Below are 15,584 nucleotides of genomic sequence, written 5' to 3'. Positions count from 1 at the left end.
TGCTCTGAGTAAAAATTTTGAATGATTAAAAAATCCGTTTACACTTCTCCCGACATAGCCGAAAAGGCCTTAGAAGCAATCGATGAAGTAAAAGGAAGAGAAGTACTAGCTATCGATCTTCGCAATATCCCGAATTCTGTAAGTGATTTCTTTATAATCTGTCACGGAACATCCAATACTCATGTTGAGGCTATAGCACGATCGGTGCAAAAACACCTTTTTACGGAAGTAGGAGAAAATCCTGTAAGCACGGAAGGAAGAGATAAATCAGAATGGATTTTACTGGACTATTTCAACGTTGTAGTTCACGTTTTTAAAGAAGAAGCACGAAGGTTTTACAATTTAGAAAAACTTTGGGCTGACGCAGACGTTACATCACTCGAACATACATTCTAGCATTTAGGAGAACAACATGTCTGACTCAAAAAGCAGTAAACAATACAAGAATATTAAAAAGAAGAAGCCGGAAGCGGGTGGAAATAACCCAAAAAAGCCCTTCAACTTTTATTGGATCTACGCCATCATAGGTGTGGTTCTGATTTCGCTCAATCTTTTCAATTTCAATGGCAATATGACAGGCATTAGCCTGCCGGAGTTTGAAGAATTGATCAAGGACGGAGAGGTGAAAAGGGTGGTGATCTACAACAAACAATTGGCGGAGGTCTACCTTACTGAAGAGGCTGTAAAAAAAGAAGAAAACGCCAAAAAGATCAAGCAGCCGCTTATCTCAGGTGCTGAAAATTCAGGACCGCACTACAAGTTTGATATTGGCCCTGCCGATAGTTTCCAAGAGAAACTCGATAAATGGAGTGCGGAATACTCTTTCGAGTATGACTATAAAACCCGCTCTGAATGGGGGAAAGAACTCTTCACTTGGATTTTATTCATCGGTATAATGATAGCCGTTTGGATGTTTGTGATGCGGAGAATAGGCGGTGGCGGTGGCGCCGGCGGTCAGATCTTCAACATCGGAAAATCTAAAGCACAACTCTTTGATAAAACGAAGGGTACAAACGTAACTTTCAACGATGTAGCAGGATTGGAAGGTGCGAAAGAAGAGATTCAGGAAATTGTAGACTTCTTGAAAAATCCCAAGCGATACACTCAACTCGGAGCAAAAATTCCGAAAGGTGCTCTATTGGTAGGCCCTCCCGGTACAGGTAAAACTCTCTTGGCGAAAGCCGTGGCAGGTGAAGCTCAAGTGCCTTTCTTCTCCCTTTCAGGTTCTGACTTTGTGGAGATGTTTGTGGGTGTTGGTGCCAGCAGGGTTCGGGATCTTTTCAAACAAGCAAAAGAAAAAGCTCCGGCGATCATTTTCATCGATGAGATTGATGCGATCGGTAGAGCTCGTGGCCGAAGTGCTAGCATGGGTGCTAACGACGAAAGAGAAAATACGCTCAACCAGCTTCTCACGGAAATGGATGGTTTTGGAACAAACAGCGGGGTTATCATTCTCGCAGCAACGAACAGAGCAGATGTACTCGACCGCGCACTCATGAGAGCAGGAAGATTCGACAGGCAGATTTATGTCGACATGCCTGATTTGAACGAGAGAAAAGAAATCTTCGCAGTTCACCTTAAGCCCATTAAGGTTGACAACAAGATTGATATCGACTTTTTAGCCAAACAAACGCCAGGATTCAGTGGAGCTGACATTGCAAACATTTGTAACGAAGCAGCCCTCATAGCTGCCAGAAAGAAACAAACAGAAGTACACAAGCAAGACTTCTTAGATGCAGTGGATCGAATCATCGGTGGACTCGAAAAGAAGAACAAAATCATAACAAAGAAGGAGAAAGAGGTAATTGCCTACCACGAAGCAGGGCACGCCACGGTATCTTGGTTGCTCGAACACGCTCATCCTTTGGTGAAAGTGACCATTGTCCCTCGCGGCCAATCTTTGGGTGCAGCATGGTATTTGCCTGAGGAGCGTTCGCTGAATTCTACCGACCAGATCTTAGATGAAATGTGCGCAGCCCTTGGAGGAAGAGCAGCTGAGAAAGTCATTTTCGATGAAATTACCACGGGTGCACTGAGCGATTTGGAAAAGGTGACCAAACAAGCCTACTCGATGGTATCGATTTACGGTTTGAATGAAGCTATCGGAAATATCAGCTTTTACGATTCAAGAGGAAACTCGGATTATAACTTCCAAAAGCCATACAGCGACAAAACCGCTGAGTTGATGGATACGGAAGTAAAGAAAATCGTTGAAAACCAATACGCACGAGCAAAAGATCTCCTCTCGAATAATAGGGATAAGCTGACTCAGTTGGCTAACCAGCTTTTAGAGAAAGAGGTTATTTTCAAAGAAGACTTGGAGAAAATTTTCGGAAAGCGGCCCTTTGAAAAAGAGGAACACCTAATTCCCGAAGGTGATGAGAAGAAGCCCAAGCCAATGGAAGTAGCTGAAGAGGGCACACCTTCATCAGAAGCCACCGCTCCTGCAACAAGCGATAACGGGTCAACTCAAGTTGAAAAAGAGAGCTCAGAAGAGGTCTCTGACGAAGATATCGCAAAAAAGGAGTAGATTTCAGGCTGTGAACTGGGTCAAAGTGTACAGCTCAAATAATCTGCAACACATTGAATTGCTAAAGCACATTCTCAAGGAAAATGGAATTGATGCAATCGTGATGAATAAGCAGGACTCCATCTATGTGACTATCGGAGAAATTGACCTTATGGTTAGTGTCAACGATGTGTTACGTTCCAAGAAAATAATAAGCGAGACGAAGTTGTGAAAGAATTGTTTCTGCGTCTTACCACGGGGCTCGTATTTCTGATTATCGTAATCGGAGCTATACTACTGAACCCATATACTCTGGCATCACTCTTCTACGTGGTAGGGGTTTTGGGAATGCTCGAGTACTACAGCTTGGTAAAAATTGGAGGCTATCATCCGCAAGGTACATTAGGAGTCATTACTGGTACGGCTCTATATGTAACCATAGAACTGGTAAAACTGAAGGTGGCAGGAACGGCTATTGTTTCATTGAGCATCCCTTTCTTCATGGCTATATTCGTATACGAATTGTACCGTAAACGCCCCGAACCCTTTACAAACATTGCGCATACCATAGTTGGAATCATTTATATCATGGCACCTTTGGCGCTGCTGAATGTTTTCACATTTGAAGAAATCATAGTTGAATACAAGCCGGGAGTTATTCTCGGATTTTTTGTTCTATTGTGGCTAAACGATACAGGAGCCTTCGTATTTGGTAAGCTCTTTGGTCGAACCAAGTTATTTCCCCGTATTTCTCCGAATAAAACATGGGAAGGCACCATCGGTGGAGGCCTGGCCGCGATGACAGGAGCAGTTATTATTTCTACCTATACCAATGAAATATCCATTTTTAACTGGCTGATTCTGGGGCTTATTATTGTAGTCGCTGCTTCTTTTGGCGATTTAGTTGAATCCTTACTCAAGCGCAGTTTGAAAGTGAAAGACTCCAGTAATCTACTTCCAGGGCACGGTGGCATCTTAGATAGATTTGATGGTGTACTTTTGGCCAGTCCAATAGCATTTACATACCTTATGCTCTTCGTTCACTCGAACCCCTAAGAACTCATGAAATTTCACAAGGAAGGCAATAAAATTATCACGACAACACTTGTTTCTCTTGCAGTAATCAATCTGATCTCATTTTACTTTTTCGGTTCAATTGCCCTTATCGCATCACTCATTGCCAGTTTAATTATTCTAACTCTGGTCATGCAGTTTTTCAGAGTTCCGAAACGAGTGGTAACTATGGCAGAGGACTTAGTCATTTGCCCTGCTGATGGAAAGGTGGTAGTCATTGAGGAGACTGAAGAGACTGAATACTTGAAAGACAGACGGATTCAAGTCAGCATTTTTATGTCACCACTTAATGTGCACATCAACTGGTTCCCAATCGGTGGAATGGTAAGTTACTTTAAGTATCACGCTGGAAAGTATCTCGTAGCATGGCACCCGAAGTCTAGCACCGAGAACGAACGCACAACGGTAGCAGTAAAGCATGCGAATGGAACCGAAATTCTATTCAGACAAATTGCAGGCGCGGTGGCTCGAAGGATAGTCTGTTATGCCAAAAAAGATTCTCCCGTAGATCAAAGCACTGAATTCGGCTTTATCAAATTCGGCTCGAGGGTTGATGTTTTCTTGCCACTCGACGCGGAGATCAGAGTAAATCTGGAAGAAATGGTTACAGGCTCAGTTACGGTTTTAGCCGCACTCCCTAAAGCAAATTCTTAAGCTCAAGCAGATCTGCTATTTCATGGAATAGATCTTCTGAATGATCTTTCCGATGCGGGTTGTAATAGACATGATCCATTTCTATTTTTCGAGCTCCTTCAATATCCGTTCGGAGGTCATCTCCTATCATAAGCGAATTATGCACCTTTCCTGAGGTCAGACCAAAGGCATAATCAAAGACTTTCGGATCAGGCTTTCTTGCCCCGGCTTGCTCACTCGTAATAATCTTCGAAAAATACTTGGCAAGACCGGACTTATCGAGTTTAATATTCTGCACTTCCTCAAATCCATTGGTAATGATGTGCATTTCATACCGCCCGGCTAGATAGTCCAGAATTTCCATGCAATTTGGCAAAACTGCCGTTTTATGCGGGCTGATCTCGACATATGCTGTACCCAGCTGCTCACCTAAGTATTCATCAACAAGACCAAAATGCTCTAGTGTTCTTGAAAATCTCAAAGACCTTAACTTTCGCTTATTAAGCAATCCTTTTCGGTAGAGATCCCAGAGTTTCTCATTGATATCCTGATATACATCTATGAATTCAATAGATGAATCGATGCCCTTTTCTTTGAGTTTGAACTCATTAAAAATCTCCCCCAAAGCTAACTTAGAATTCGTATCAAAATCCCAAAGGGTGCGGTCTAAGTCAAAAAAAACGTGTTCGTATTTTGGCATTATGAGAATAGCATCTGTTTCACGTAAAATGAGAAAAACGATAAGATAAAAGACCAAACTACAGTAAAGACAAGTAGCAATGGCAACGTAAGTCGATTATTAAAATAGAATTTGGCAGCGATCACGCAGCCGATCGGAATACTGATGATGCATGGAGTCAAAAATGTGAGGCCTATTATCCCAAACTTGCTTTTCACATTTACAACCATTCTGTTCTTTCGAGTAAAAACTTTCTTCTCAACAATTTTTTTTCTCCTTTTCGCTTTCCAATTGTCGAATGCCACAAAAACCATATGACCGAAGTAGTAGAAAAATAAGACTCCCGCCATTCCTCCCAAACTAGTGATTACTACGGTTTCCCAAAAAGTAAGTCCCGAAGCAACAGCAGTGCCGGGAGCCCACAACAATTTGGTGGCACTAAGAAAAAATATGCTGATGGCCCGAAGAACTTCAGAGCTCATAGGCGAAAAAATTATTTACTACCGTAACAAAGGTCTCCTGCATCTCCTAAACCGGGAACGATATACGATTGAGCAGTAAGCTCATCATCAATAGCCCCTACCCAGATGGTGATATTCTTGGGCAAGTTCTTTTTGATGTATTCAACACCTTCTTTGGAAGCAAGTAAAGCAGCGATGTGAACGTGTTCAGGCTTCCCTCTTTCGAGAAGTGCGTTGTGCACCAAAGCCATACTGGTCCCTGTAGCCAACATGGGGTCGGCAATGATCACTTCTTTTCCCTTTAAGTTCGGACTACTGAGATACTCGACATGTACTTCAAACTCATCTTCATTCTTGAGGTGCTTTCGATAGGCCGAAACGAAAGCAGAATCGGCACCATCGTAGTAGTTAAGAAAACCCTGATGAAACGGAAGGCCCGCTCTCAAAATGGTAGCCAAGACGGGTAGTCTCTCCGGCACCCGCATTACTGCAGTTCCCAACTGGGTGGTCACATCGGTGGTTTGATAATCCAAGGACTTACTAATCTCATAGGCAAAAATCTCACCCAATCTTTCCATGTTACGGCGTATGCGGAGTCTGTCCTTCTGGATTTCCTCATCCCGTACTTGTCTTAAAAATTCATTGAAGATGGAGTTTTCCTTCCCGAGTTCGTGAATCATATTGAGCGAATTTTGACGAAAGTAAAGAATTATCGATGAGATCGTACCATATTAGAGGTGGACAGGTAAACAGAACGCCAACCTTTCCAGTCTTCCGTATCGCTCAATGAGTGATTATGCCAGACCGTTGTAAAGATTCCTCCTGTTTTTTTCATCCCCGTGAGTAGTTGTTCTATTGCTTTAAGCGCCTCTTTAGTAGAAAGCTTCATGTAATTTTTCATAGCGCTATCCATCGCTATCAAAGGAACGATTTCTATAGTAAGAGGTGTATCGTTCAATAGGTCATAAAAACAATGATCAAAGGCTGTTCCTGATCGAAAACCTATCTCATCGTGAAATCCCATGGAAAAGTCCTTTTCCATACCCAATGACTCGAGCTGTATATAGGTATCAGGCAAAGTAAACCGCAAGAAATGCTGGCGCGAATACGTGATATTCAACCCCGAAGTAAGCTCTAGCCTTTCTTTTTCTTTCCTGATCACCTCAGTATTGCCTAGAGATTGATAAGAAGGATGTAAACCAATACTTACTTTTTTACCAAGTGCCGAAATATGTTGTTTTATAAATGAGTTCGTGACACTCAAATTATTGTCAAAACGACTTCGATCACCAACAGGGACAAAAAGACGCTTTGTATCGGCCCCATCATCACGCAAGAACAGCTCGTAAGTATCATACGGATCAGCTGATTGATCAGATAAGACGGAAATTCGCTCTTGCAACCGATCGACCTTTAGACCTAATATGTCCTTACCCGTAGCCCCAATCTTTCGGGTCAAACTTCGCCCTTTAAAGGCAAAGGCGATATCCATATCCATCGTGCTCAACCAGCGCAAAGACCTTGGGTTCTTGTATCCTGGAAGCTTTTTTTCTAGTAAATTTTGGAGGGAATGAACCCACTTATCCACATATGGTATTCTGTTATACTCATGAAAGATAGAGTCTTCTGCTTTGAATCGACCGTGTTCGTCTCTATTGGTGTTAACGTATTCTTCATAGCGACTCAAACAGAAAAAAACTGCTGAAAAAAGATCGTAAGAAAGTTCAAAGCCTTTGGCATTACTTGCCTCAAAAATCAACGGAATCTCTTCAGAAACGAATACCTGAGGAAGTTCATCACGCAAAACCGACTCGGAAAGCAATCCTTCACAATAAATATTGATACTTCCTTCTACAGAATGATTGCCATATGTGATCAAACAAGAATCCTGGGATACATTATCAGCTGATGAAACAAACCTATAATCCAACTTCAACCATTTTTTAAAGATGGTATCTGAAACGTAGGTCAATCGGGGTGATTGGAAGTTAGTAAGAATGTTGATCATGGAAATACGAATCGGTCAAATCTACAACAATCCTTCATCGGCAAAGCTGAAATAGCCTTCATCAGTAAAGATGAGATGGTCTAAAATGGGTATGTCTAATATGGATCCGCTTTTCACGAGCTTTTGAGTGAGTCTTTTATCCTGTTCGCTTGGATAAAGGGTACCACTGGGATGATTATGACAAAGGACTATAGCCGATGCCAGCTTTTCCAATGCGGGTTTGAAAATCAATCGTTGATCTACGACCGTTCCCGAAATACCTCCTCTACTAATGCAAATTTGATCCTTAACCTTATGGGATCGACTTAACAATAGGATGTGAAACTCTTCGTGATCGAGATCGATTAATTTGGGAGCTAATAAAGCATAAATGTCTTTACTTGAGGAAATTTTGGCATTCTCCAGACGCTCTTCAGAGCGTCGTCTTCGCCCCAATTCCAATGCAGCAATAATGGTTATTGCCTTGGCCTCTCCTATCCCGGGGAATTTTTTGAAGTCATCAATACCCAAGCGGCCAAGTTCATGAAGCTTATTCTTGTATGCAGCCAGTACTTGCTTCGCCACATCCACTGCTGTGAGCTTTTTAGTACCTGACCCGAGAAGTATCGCAACGAGTTCTGCATCGGACAGTGCATGCCGCCCTTTTTTGATCATTTTCTCCCTCGGCCTGTCGTCTTCAGCCCAAGATTTGATTCCCGATATCTCACTTATAACTTTCATAACCAGTATGAAAATAAATGATTTTTAGATAACGGCCATGGCTAAATAAAAAAACCCTTTCCGAAACATCGGAAAGGGTAGAGTTCTTAGAAGGGTAAAACTTATAAAGAAGTAACGCGCTTTGTTAACTTCGATTTAAGGTTTCCCGCCTTATTCTTGTGAATAATATTCTTCTTAGCAAGCTTATCGATCATTGACTTCACGTCTTGAAGCAACTTTTCAGCTTCTTTTTTGTCGCTGAGCTCTTCTAGCTTCTTGATAGCGTTTCTAGTCGTCTTGTGCTGGTAGCGATTTAATACTCTTCGCTTCTCGCTAGATCTAATACGCTTTAATGCTGATTTATGATTTGCCATGTGTAGGACTTTTTATCTTCTCAAAAATGGAGTGCAAATATAGAAATCTTTTTCGTGATGCAAAGAAAAAATATCGAAGGCGAATATCAATAAAATAGGGCGAAGAATGGTCTGGTGCAATTAAGATTTATAGTTTTGAGAAAAATTCAGAAAATGGCAACATTGGTATTGGTTAGACACGGACAAAGTGTTTGGAATAAGGAAAATAAGTTTACAGGTTGGGTTGATGTAGATCTTACCGAAAAAGGAGTTGAAGAAGCGAAGAAAGCCGGAGAACTTCTCGCTGACTACAAGTTTGACGAGGCCTACACTTCCGTTTTAATGCGAGCCAATAAGACCTTGGATATTATATTGAAAAAGACGGGACAAGAAGATATCCCGATCACCAAAGATAAAGCCCTGAATGAGCGTATGTATGGAGACCTTCAAGGACTGAACAAAGATGATACCCGAGCCAAGTACGGTGATGAGCAAGTTCATATCTGGAGAAGGTCTTACGATGTTCAACCTCCCGGTGGCGAAAGCCTTAAGGATACCGCAGCCCGCGTCCTACCCTATTTCGAAAATGAGATCGTACCCAAAATTAAAGCTGGTGAAAAATTGATCATCGCTGCTCACGGAAACAGCTTGCGTGCTTTAATCATGAAATTGGATAAACTTAGCCCGGAAGAAATTCTGAATGTGGAGATTCCAACAGGAGTGCCGAAGGTGTACGAGCTGGATGAAGATTTGAATGTGTTGAGCTCGAAGTTTTTGAGGTAGTTCTTTCTAAAAAATCCAATTAAATAGGAAGCCGCTGTGAAAACAGTGGCTTTTTTTATGTCAGACGTTTTCGCTCATCAAGGTTGGTAATATCTTCTTGAGAGAAAATTACTCCTTCTTGCATCTGAGTGATCCTTGGGATCGTTTTGATAAAATACATCAACTCAAGCTACGGCCTTGTCGTAGTTGTTTTTTTATGCCCAACTCCTAGCGCTCAAGCAAGCCTGGCTAGGAGTTGGGCATAAAAAAACCCCCAACTCGCGTTGAGGGTGATTTGATGTAGCCCGTAGGGGATTCGAACCCCTGCTACCAGGATGAAAACCTGGCGTCCTAACCCCTAGACGAACGGGCCATTTTGGGGACTTCTTTTCAGAAGCGGGTGCAAATATAGAAGGTTTTTTTCTTTTGCAAATTGGTTAGTGCAAAAAAATTATCCTTCAATGGAATCCTCGTTGATTCCAAACTGAAAACCAAGCCTTTTGCCTGTTTTCAAACTGATATTATCCTTTAGGTTATTTGCGTCACCCAAAGTAATTTGAGATACAGTATTGTAAGTAGGTACATAAAGCTCAAAATTGAGCGAATGCCTTACCACTGCGTTAAGGAAATTCATAATCCGATCTTCAGTAAACTCATCATTAATGAAATCATTAAACATCGGACCCAATTCCTTCTTTCCTTCTACAAAAAAATGATTCTCGGCATTGAGAAAAAGCCTGGCAATGAGATAACCCGCATCCTGTTGGCGATTATACCGAACACTGTCGGCTAAGAAATTGTAGACCTGAATGGTACCGCAATATCCTCTGCCCACATTCTCTTTTAGGTAATGCGTATCCCAATGTGGACTTGAATCAGGAAAGAAGAAAACATTGGTATGTAAAGCGAACATGAGCGTATCGCCGGCTATGGTCATTTGCGCATAATAATCGCCCAAATCTCTATAGCTGATCTCCAATCGGGGGTCCTCTGAATCAATTTCAGTTCCGAGTTCATTTACTAACTCATGCATACACTTCTTCAAAACCTTAAAGCGCTCTTTGCTCAATTCGAAAACATCGCGCTTGAGCGAAGATTTGGTCTTTATGATTTCCAGTACCTCAGCTTTGATTTTGTCCGTTTCCATGATTAGTACGCTTTCGCGAAAAGCACTCGGCGTGAGGAGGGATTCCCAGTCAGAATGCACTTCCCTTCCTCTTCCACTGCATCTTGCGGAATGCAGCGAATCGTTGCTTTCGTTTTTTGTTTGATGCGCTCCTCAGTTTCGGCTGTTCCGTCCCAGTGAGCCAAAACAAATCCACCTTTATTCTTGATCACATCTCGGAACTCATCCCAGTCATCAACAGAAACAGTACTTTCCTCTCTGAATTTCAATGCTTTTTCAAACAGATTCTTTTGAATGGTATCCATGAGTTCTACCGCCCTATCTTCCACTTCATCAAAAGAGATAAATTCTTTCGTCAATGTATCTCTTCGGGCAACTTCTACGGTGTTGTTTTCCAAGTCACGAGGGCCCATAGCGAGTCGCACAGGCACTCCTTTCATCTCATACTCTGAGAATTTCCAGCCTGGCTTACGATTATCATCATCGTCGAAAACCACTGCCAGACCACGCGATTTCAGCCCATCGACCAGCGGATTAAGTTTACCTCTTAGCGCCTCGAGCTGTTCTTCACTTTTGTAAATAGGGACAATCACTACTTGAATCGGAGCTAGCTTTGGAGGCAATACCAGCCCATTATCATCGCTGTGAGTCATTATCAGTGCTCCCATTAGCCTTGTTGAAACTCCCCAGCTAGTGGCCCAAACATACTCTTCCTTACCTTCTTTCGAAGCGTATTTCACATCGAACGCTTTGGCGAAGTTTTGCCCAAGAAAATGAGACGTTCCCGCTTGAAGAGCTTTTCCATCTTGCATAAGGGCCTCAATGCAATAGGTGTCAAGAGCACCTGCGAATCGTTCGCTTTCTGTTTTTACCCCTTTAATCACAGGTATAGCCATCCACTCTTCTGCAAAAGTAGCGTAGACTTCGAGCATTTTTTCAGCTTCTGCTATGGCCTCTGCCTCAGTAGCGTGAGCCGTATGACCTTCTTGCCAAAGAAATTCCGCAGTTCTTAAAAAGAGGCGGGTTCTCATTTCCCAACGAACGACATTTGCCCACTGATTGATCAACAGAGGCAAGTCTCGGTAACTCTTCACCCAACCTTTGAAGGTATTCCAGATGATAGTCTCTGAGGTAGGTCTTACGATCAGCTCTTCTTCGAGCTTAGCATCTTCATCTACTACAACACCGCTGCCATCTTCTGCGTTCTTTAGACGGTAATGAGTGACAACAGCGCATTCTTTGGCAAAACCCTCAACATGGGAGGCCTCTTTAGAAAAGTAAGACTTTGGGATAAAAAGAGGAAAGTAGGCATTCACGTGACCTGTTTCTTTAAACATTTCATCCAATCGTCTTTGGATCTTTTCCCAAATGGCAAAACCATGAGGCTTAATTACCATGCATCCTCTGACTTCAGAATGCTCTGCAAGATCTGCCTTGGCTACAACTTCATTGTACCACGAAGAATAATTGTCTGTTCGTTTTGTAAGCTTGTTTCCCATGAGTAAACTTGGAATAGTTTTTGAGCTATTGAATTGGAATAATTATTGCACTATCGAGTATGAACTTTCAAGGCTGAACTAAATTTGTTAGGGCTGCCGAAAATAAACTTTTTAACTTAGAGATAAGTTATAATAACAGATATGATCATGAACACAAGAATATATATTTTAAGCATAGTGACGTTAATTCTCCTTGCATCTTGTTCTACGAATCAGGATTTGGTTCAGTTAGAGGAATATGATGATCTGTACTACGCACCCGCACCTAGAGAAACAGCTTCACAGTCCTACGATCCGAACGAATTTCTCGGAGCCAATAGTGCTGAAAGCAGTTACTACGGTGAAAGCCCCTTTGTAGATGAAGCGGAGAAACCTTCTTCCGAGTTCGAAGAGAAGTCTAACGAAGATGAGGAGTCTGAAGATTACTACGACCCTGATTATGCCAATCGAATAGAGAATTTTCACAGAGACGAAGATCAAGATTATGTTTACAGCGATGCCTTCGCGAACAACATGAACCCACGTTTTTATGGAAACATGAGTATGAATTCGTTTAACGGAGTTAACAGTTTTGGTTTTGGAATAGGCGTCGGAATGGGAAATCCTTGGATGGGTAACAGGTGGTGTGATCCTTTTTTCGATCCTTTTTGCCGCTGCAGTCCTTGGGGACGTCCAGGCTTCGGAATGGGAATGGGATGGGGTGCTACATGGGGAATGTATGATCCGTTCAGCCCATGGTACAATCCTTATATGGCCTACAATCCTTACCCCTATTACCCTTATGGATACAATCCTTACTACGGTTCAGGCGTGATAATCGTTGATGGAAGTGGAAACTCGCGAGGTTTTCAAAACACACCGAGATCGGGCAGTAGTAGTCGCAACTCAAGAGGCGGAGCAGTGAGCACAACATCTAATCGAAGAGGCAGTGCCGCACAAGGTGATGGCCCGAAGTCAAATAACGCAACAACCACTAGAGATAGAGCGACATCTCAAGAGGCAAGCGCTGGTCGAACTCGCCCTGTAAGGACTGATGCTAACACTGACTATTATAGTAGAACAAATAGCCGACAGTATGCCCAACCTGATGGAGTCAACCGTTCAACACAAAACAGAATGGGGGATGATGATGATAGGAATACTAGACGAAGTCAGGTGACCTCACCATACACTCGCCAAAGGGAAAGACAAACCTCTACTCAGCAGACTCCTGACTACAGTAGGTACAATCGATCTAACTCAAGCAACAGATACAACTCGAGTAGAAGCGGAAACTCGTCCTATAGTTCACCGACGAGGTCAAGAACGACATCTCCTTCCACAAGTAGTCCTTCGAGAAGCAGATCAACCTATAGTTCTCCAGGCACTTCTTCTCCGAGCCGTTCCACAGGAGGCGGAAGCGGTAGTAGAAGAAGATAACTAAGACGCTCATTATGAAAAAATTCATGTTATTCGCGACGCTGATCTTCAGCGCTGCCCTAACATCCTACGCTCAAAATGACGCTGATGTGCAAAGGTACACCGCGAATTACTTTGCCGGCACTGCACGTTTTGAATCAATGGGAGGAGCTTTTGGAGCTCTAGGCGGGGACATGTCGGCGCTCCATATAAACCCTGCAGGTGTAGCAGTATTTCGGTTTGGTGAAATTAGCTTCACTCCAGGCTACGAATTCAATTCAATAAATGCCGTGACTGATTTCTCGTCAAGAGAAGATTCCAAGTCTAAGATGGTCGTGAACAACTTGGGCTTTGTTTTGGCCAATGAAATTGATCATCCGAAGTGGAAATCGGTTAATTTCTCAGTGTCGTATAATAGGATTAATACATTCAATGATATCACTAGGTTGACCGGTCAATCTCTCGCCATTGATGGATTGGCAGGAGACTTTTTAGAAGAAGCCAATGGCAGCTTACTCGACGAACTAAATGATTTTAGCGCTGGTTTAGCCTGGGATGCCATTGTGATTGATAATGCCAACTTTGAGGAAAACGATGACGGTGATTTTATTCCGGTCGATGATGGTAACTATGTTATGGGATTTGATCCTGACGAGCTAATAGAGACAACACAGACCGCAGAAAGAGATGGCCGATTATCTGAAACGGCATTAACGATCGGAGCTAATTACGACGACAAGCTTTATTTGGGATTTGGGATCGGATTCCAAGATATTTCATACGAGAGTATCACCGAAACTGAGGAGCGCCCTGTTGGAGAACCTGAAACAGATTTTTCAGGGTTTACGCTTACAGAACGCCTGCAAAGTGAAGGGCTTGGCGTAAATGCTCGACTCGGGTTTATTTACAAATTAGATAATCTTCGATTTGGTGCCTCGGTGAGAACTCCCACAGTCTTTTCAATGACGGATAATTTCACGTCCGATATTCGATCCAGATATCAAAATCCTTCAGAGACAATAGAAGCTCAAAGTGACGCAGGTTTTTTCGAGTACCGTATCAGAACACCTTGGCATTTTATGGGAAGTGTGGCAGGAGTGATCGGCAAGAAGGCTATACTTTCTGCCCAATATGAAAGAATCAATTTCAGCGGTGGTGAATTGAGAAATTCGAACTCCAGCAATGTTGATTTTTTTTCAGGCATAAACGAATTCATTTCACAAGCCTACTCTGCATCAAATATTTACCGTATAGGAGGAGAGTATAGAATTACGAAAAGTTTCTCAGCGAGAGGAGGCTTTGCTTACTTTGCCAATCCAATAACCGTCAATGAGCAGCAAACAGACGAAAACCTGAGTCGACAAGAAATCAATTTTGGCTTAGGCTACCGCGTGGCTGCCTGGTATGTAGATCTATCTTACTCTCGGGCTACTTTTAATGAACTTTACGACTACACTATTTTAAATAGAGCTGTGCTAGAGAACACGCAAGGTGTATTCGGCCTTACCGTTGGAATAAGGATGTAATAAAAAAGCCACTCTCAATGGAATGGCTTCAATTTTTTCTATCGGTAAAGAGTGTTGTCTTTATTTTGAAAGCTTCTTGAAAATTGCCTCCATCTTTTCACTCTCCTCGTCAGCAAGTTCTTTGTCTACAAGGATTCGTCCGCTGTGTTCGTCAACGATAATCTTCATACGAGCAGCAACGTCGAGTTGTCTTTGCGGTGGAATTTTGATGTAAGAACCGGCAGAAGCTTCACGATCGATTGGCACAACAGCCAAACCATTTTTCGAACCATTTCTGATTCTTTTGTACGCCTTTAGAAGTCGCTCATCAATTTTCTTACCGGCATCATCTGATTTTTTCAATAAAGCTTCTTCCTCTTTCTTGGTCTCGCCAACAATCTCGTCCAGCTCCTTCTTCTTAACATCCAAGTCTTTCTTGCGACCGTCAAGCTCCTCGCGGGTGTTGTCGATCACTTCTTTCTTGGTTTCAATTTGAGCTTGGAATTCTTTGATCTTTTTCTCAGCTAATTTGATTTCCAAATCCTGATACTCAAGTTCCTTATTCAAAGACTCAAACTCTCGGTTGTTCCGAACGTTGTCTTGCTGCTCTTTGTATTTCTTGATGAGTGCCTTGCTTTCAGTGATGGAATTCTTCTTGTCAGAAATCTCCGTTTCCAGCGACTTCTTGTCTGCTTCCATTTTCTCAAGACGAGTAGCTAATCCTTCCGTCTCATCTTCCAAATCTTGAACCTCGAATGGCAACTCACCTCTAACCGTACGAATCTTATCTATTCGTGAGTCAATGAGTTGCAAATTGTATAACGCCCTTAGCTTATCCTCAGTAGATATGCCTTTTTTGGATTTAGCTGTTGCCATAA

At 42.5% G+C, this 15,584-nt stretch carries 17 protein-coding genes and 1 tRNA gene; 8 read left to right on the top strand and 10 right to left on the bottom strand.

Annotated features, from left to right (window positions below; all coding sequences use genetic code 11):
- Positions 1 to 21 precede the first annotated feature (21 nt).
- Genes rsfS through O3Q51_01005 form a run of 5 tightly spaced genes read left to right on the top strand, consistent with a single transcriptional unit; the run spans position 22 to position 4,237 of the window.
- Positions 22 to 396, top strand: a complete 375-nt coding sequence (rsfS, locus tag O3Q51_01025) for a ribosome silencing factor (GenBank protein MCZ4407372.1) — start codon at positions 22 to 24, stop codon at positions 394 to 396.
- 16 nt (positions 397 to 412) lie between these two features.
- Complete coding sequence (gene ftsH / locus O3Q51_01020; protein ID MCZ4407371.1) at positions 413 to 2,530, top strand: ATP-dependent zinc metalloprotease FtsH; 2,118 nt, start codon at positions 413 to 415, stop codon at positions 2,528 to 2,530.
- Positions 2,531 to 2,540: 10 nt separating this feature from the next.
- A complete protein-coding gene (locus O3Q51_01015) occupies positions 2,541 to 2,741 on the top strand; it encodes a DUF2007 domain-containing protein (protein MCZ4407370.1) in 201 nt (66 codons plus the stop codon).
- Positions 2,738 to 3,565 carry a CDP-archaeol synthase gene (locus O3Q51_01010; protein MCZ4407369.1) on the top strand — a complete coding sequence of 276 codons (828 nt, stop codon included), beginning with the start codon at positions 2,738 to 2,740 and terminating at the stop codon, positions 3,563 to 3,565. Before O3Q51_01015 ends, O3Q51_01010 begins: the two co-directional genes overlap by 4 nt.
- 6 nt (positions 3,566 to 3,571) lie before the next feature.
- Complete coding sequence (locus O3Q51_01005) at positions 3,572 to 4,237, top strand: phosphatidylserine decarboxylase family protein (protein ID MCZ4407368.1); 666 nt, start codon at positions 3,572 to 3,574, stop codon at positions 4,235 to 4,237.
- On the opposite strand, the gene O3Q51_01000 is transcribed toward O3Q51_01005, so the two are convergent.
- The 6 genes from O3Q51_01000 to rpsT all read right to left on the bottom strand — a co-directional run bounded on the left by O3Q51_01000 (position 4,221) and on the right by rpsT (position 8,437).
- A complete protein-coding gene (locus O3Q51_01000) occupies positions 4,221 to 4,916 on the bottom strand; it encodes a YjjG family noncanonical pyrimidine nucleotidase (GenBank protein MCZ4407367.1) in 696 nt (231 codons plus the stop codon). The two genes, O3Q51_01005 and O3Q51_01000, sit on opposite strands and share 17 nt — an antisense overlap.
- Positions 4,916 to 5,377: a hypothetical protein gene (locus O3Q51_00995; protein MCZ4407366.1), complete on the bottom strand. Its 462-nt coding sequence runs from the start codon at positions 5,375 to 5,377 to the stop codon at positions 4,916 to 4,918. Before O3Q51_00995 ends, O3Q51_01000 begins: the two co-directional genes overlap by 1 nt.
- Before the next feature lie 11 nt (positions 5,378 to 5,388).
- Positions 5,389 to 6,036, bottom strand: coding sequence for a uracil phosphoribosyltransferase (gene upp, locus O3Q51_00990; protein ID MCZ4407365.1), 648 nt, complete (start codon positions 6,034 to 6,036; stop codon positions 5,389 to 5,391).
- A gap of 29 nt (positions 6,037 to 6,065) precedes the next feature.
- Positions 6,066 to 7,364, bottom strand: a complete 1,299-nt coding sequence (locus O3Q51_00985) for a polysaccharide deacetylase family protein (GenBank protein ID MCZ4407364.1) — start codon at positions 7,362 to 7,364, stop codon at positions 6,066 to 6,068.
- 21 nt (positions 7,365 to 7,385) lie between these two features.
- A complete protein-coding gene (gene radC / locus O3Q51_00980) occupies positions 7,386 to 8,084 on the bottom strand; it encodes a DNA repair protein RadC (GenBank protein MCZ4407363.1) in 699 nt (232 codons plus the stop codon).
- Between the two features lie 101 nt (positions 8,085 to 8,185).
- On the bottom strand, positions 8,186 to 8,437 hold the full coding sequence (gene rpsT, locus O3Q51_00975) for a 30S ribosomal protein S20 (GenBank protein ID MCZ4407362.1): 252 nt from the start codon (positions 8,435 to 8,437) through the stop codon (positions 8,186 to 8,188).
- 153 nt (positions 8,438 to 8,590) lie between these two features.
- Here rpsT and O3Q51_00970 point away from each other — a divergent pair, with 153 nt between their 5' ends.
- Positions 8,591 to 9,199 carry a 2,3-bisphosphoglycerate-dependent phosphoglycerate mutase gene (locus O3Q51_00970; protein MCZ4407361.1) on the top strand — a complete coding sequence of 203 codons (609 nt, stop codon included), beginning with the start codon at positions 8,591 to 8,593 and terminating at the stop codon, positions 9,197 to 9,199.
- A 280-nt stretch (positions 9,200 to 9,479) separates the two neighbouring features.
- Here the strand turns inward: O3Q51_00970 and O3Q51_00965 are convergent.
- The 3 genes from O3Q51_00965 to proS form a co-directional block, all read right to left on the bottom strand.
- A tRNA-Glu gene (locus O3Q51_00965) sits at positions 9,480 to 9,551 on the bottom strand.
- Positions 9,552 to 9,629: 78 nt separating this feature from the next.
- Positions 9,630 to 10,325 carry a hypothetical protein gene (locus O3Q51_00960; protein MCZ4407360.1) on the bottom strand — a complete coding sequence of 232 codons (696 nt, stop codon included), beginning with the start codon at positions 10,323 to 10,325 and terminating at the stop codon, positions 9,630 to 9,632.
- A gap of 2 nt (positions 10,326 to 10,327) precedes the next feature.
- Entirely contained in the window at positions 10,328 to 11,803 is a 1,476-nt protein-coding gene (proS, locus tag O3Q51_00955; GenBank protein ID MCZ4407359.1) for a proline--tRNA ligase, read from the bottom strand.
- Between the two features lie 147 nt (positions 11,804 to 11,950).
- Between proS and O3Q51_00950 the strand changes: the two genes are divergently transcribed.
- Both O3Q51_00950 and O3Q51_00945 read left to right on the top strand, forming a co-directional pair.
- Complete coding sequence (locus O3Q51_00950; protein ID MCZ4407358.1) at positions 11,951 to 13,222, top strand: hypothetical protein; 1,272 nt, start codon at positions 11,951 to 11,953, stop codon at positions 13,220 to 13,222.
- Positions 13,223 to 13,236: 14 nt separating this feature from the next.
- Positions 13,237 to 14,727 (top strand): hypothetical protein, encoded by a 1,491-nt coding sequence (locus O3Q51_00945; GenBank protein MCZ4407357.1) that lies wholly within the window; start codon positions 13,237 to 13,239, stop codon positions 14,725 to 14,727.
- Between the two features lie 60 nt (positions 14,728 to 14,787).
- Here the strand turns inward: O3Q51_00945 and O3Q51_00940 are convergent, their stop codons facing one another.
- Positions 14,788 to 15,582: a hypothetical protein gene (locus tag O3Q51_00940; protein ID MCZ4407356.1), complete on the bottom strand. Its 795-nt coding sequence runs from the start codon at positions 15,580 to 15,582 to the stop codon at positions 14,788 to 14,790.
- Positions 15,583 to 15,584 lie beyond the last annotated feature (2 nt).

This window comes from Cryomorphaceae bacterium 1068 (assembly GCA_027214385.1).
In the GTDB taxonomy this organism is placed as follows: Bacteria; Bacteroidota; Bacteroidia; order Flavobacteriales_D; family Cryomorphaceae; genus JAKVAV01.
This window is presented reverse-complemented; position numbering and strand designations above follow the sequence as displayed.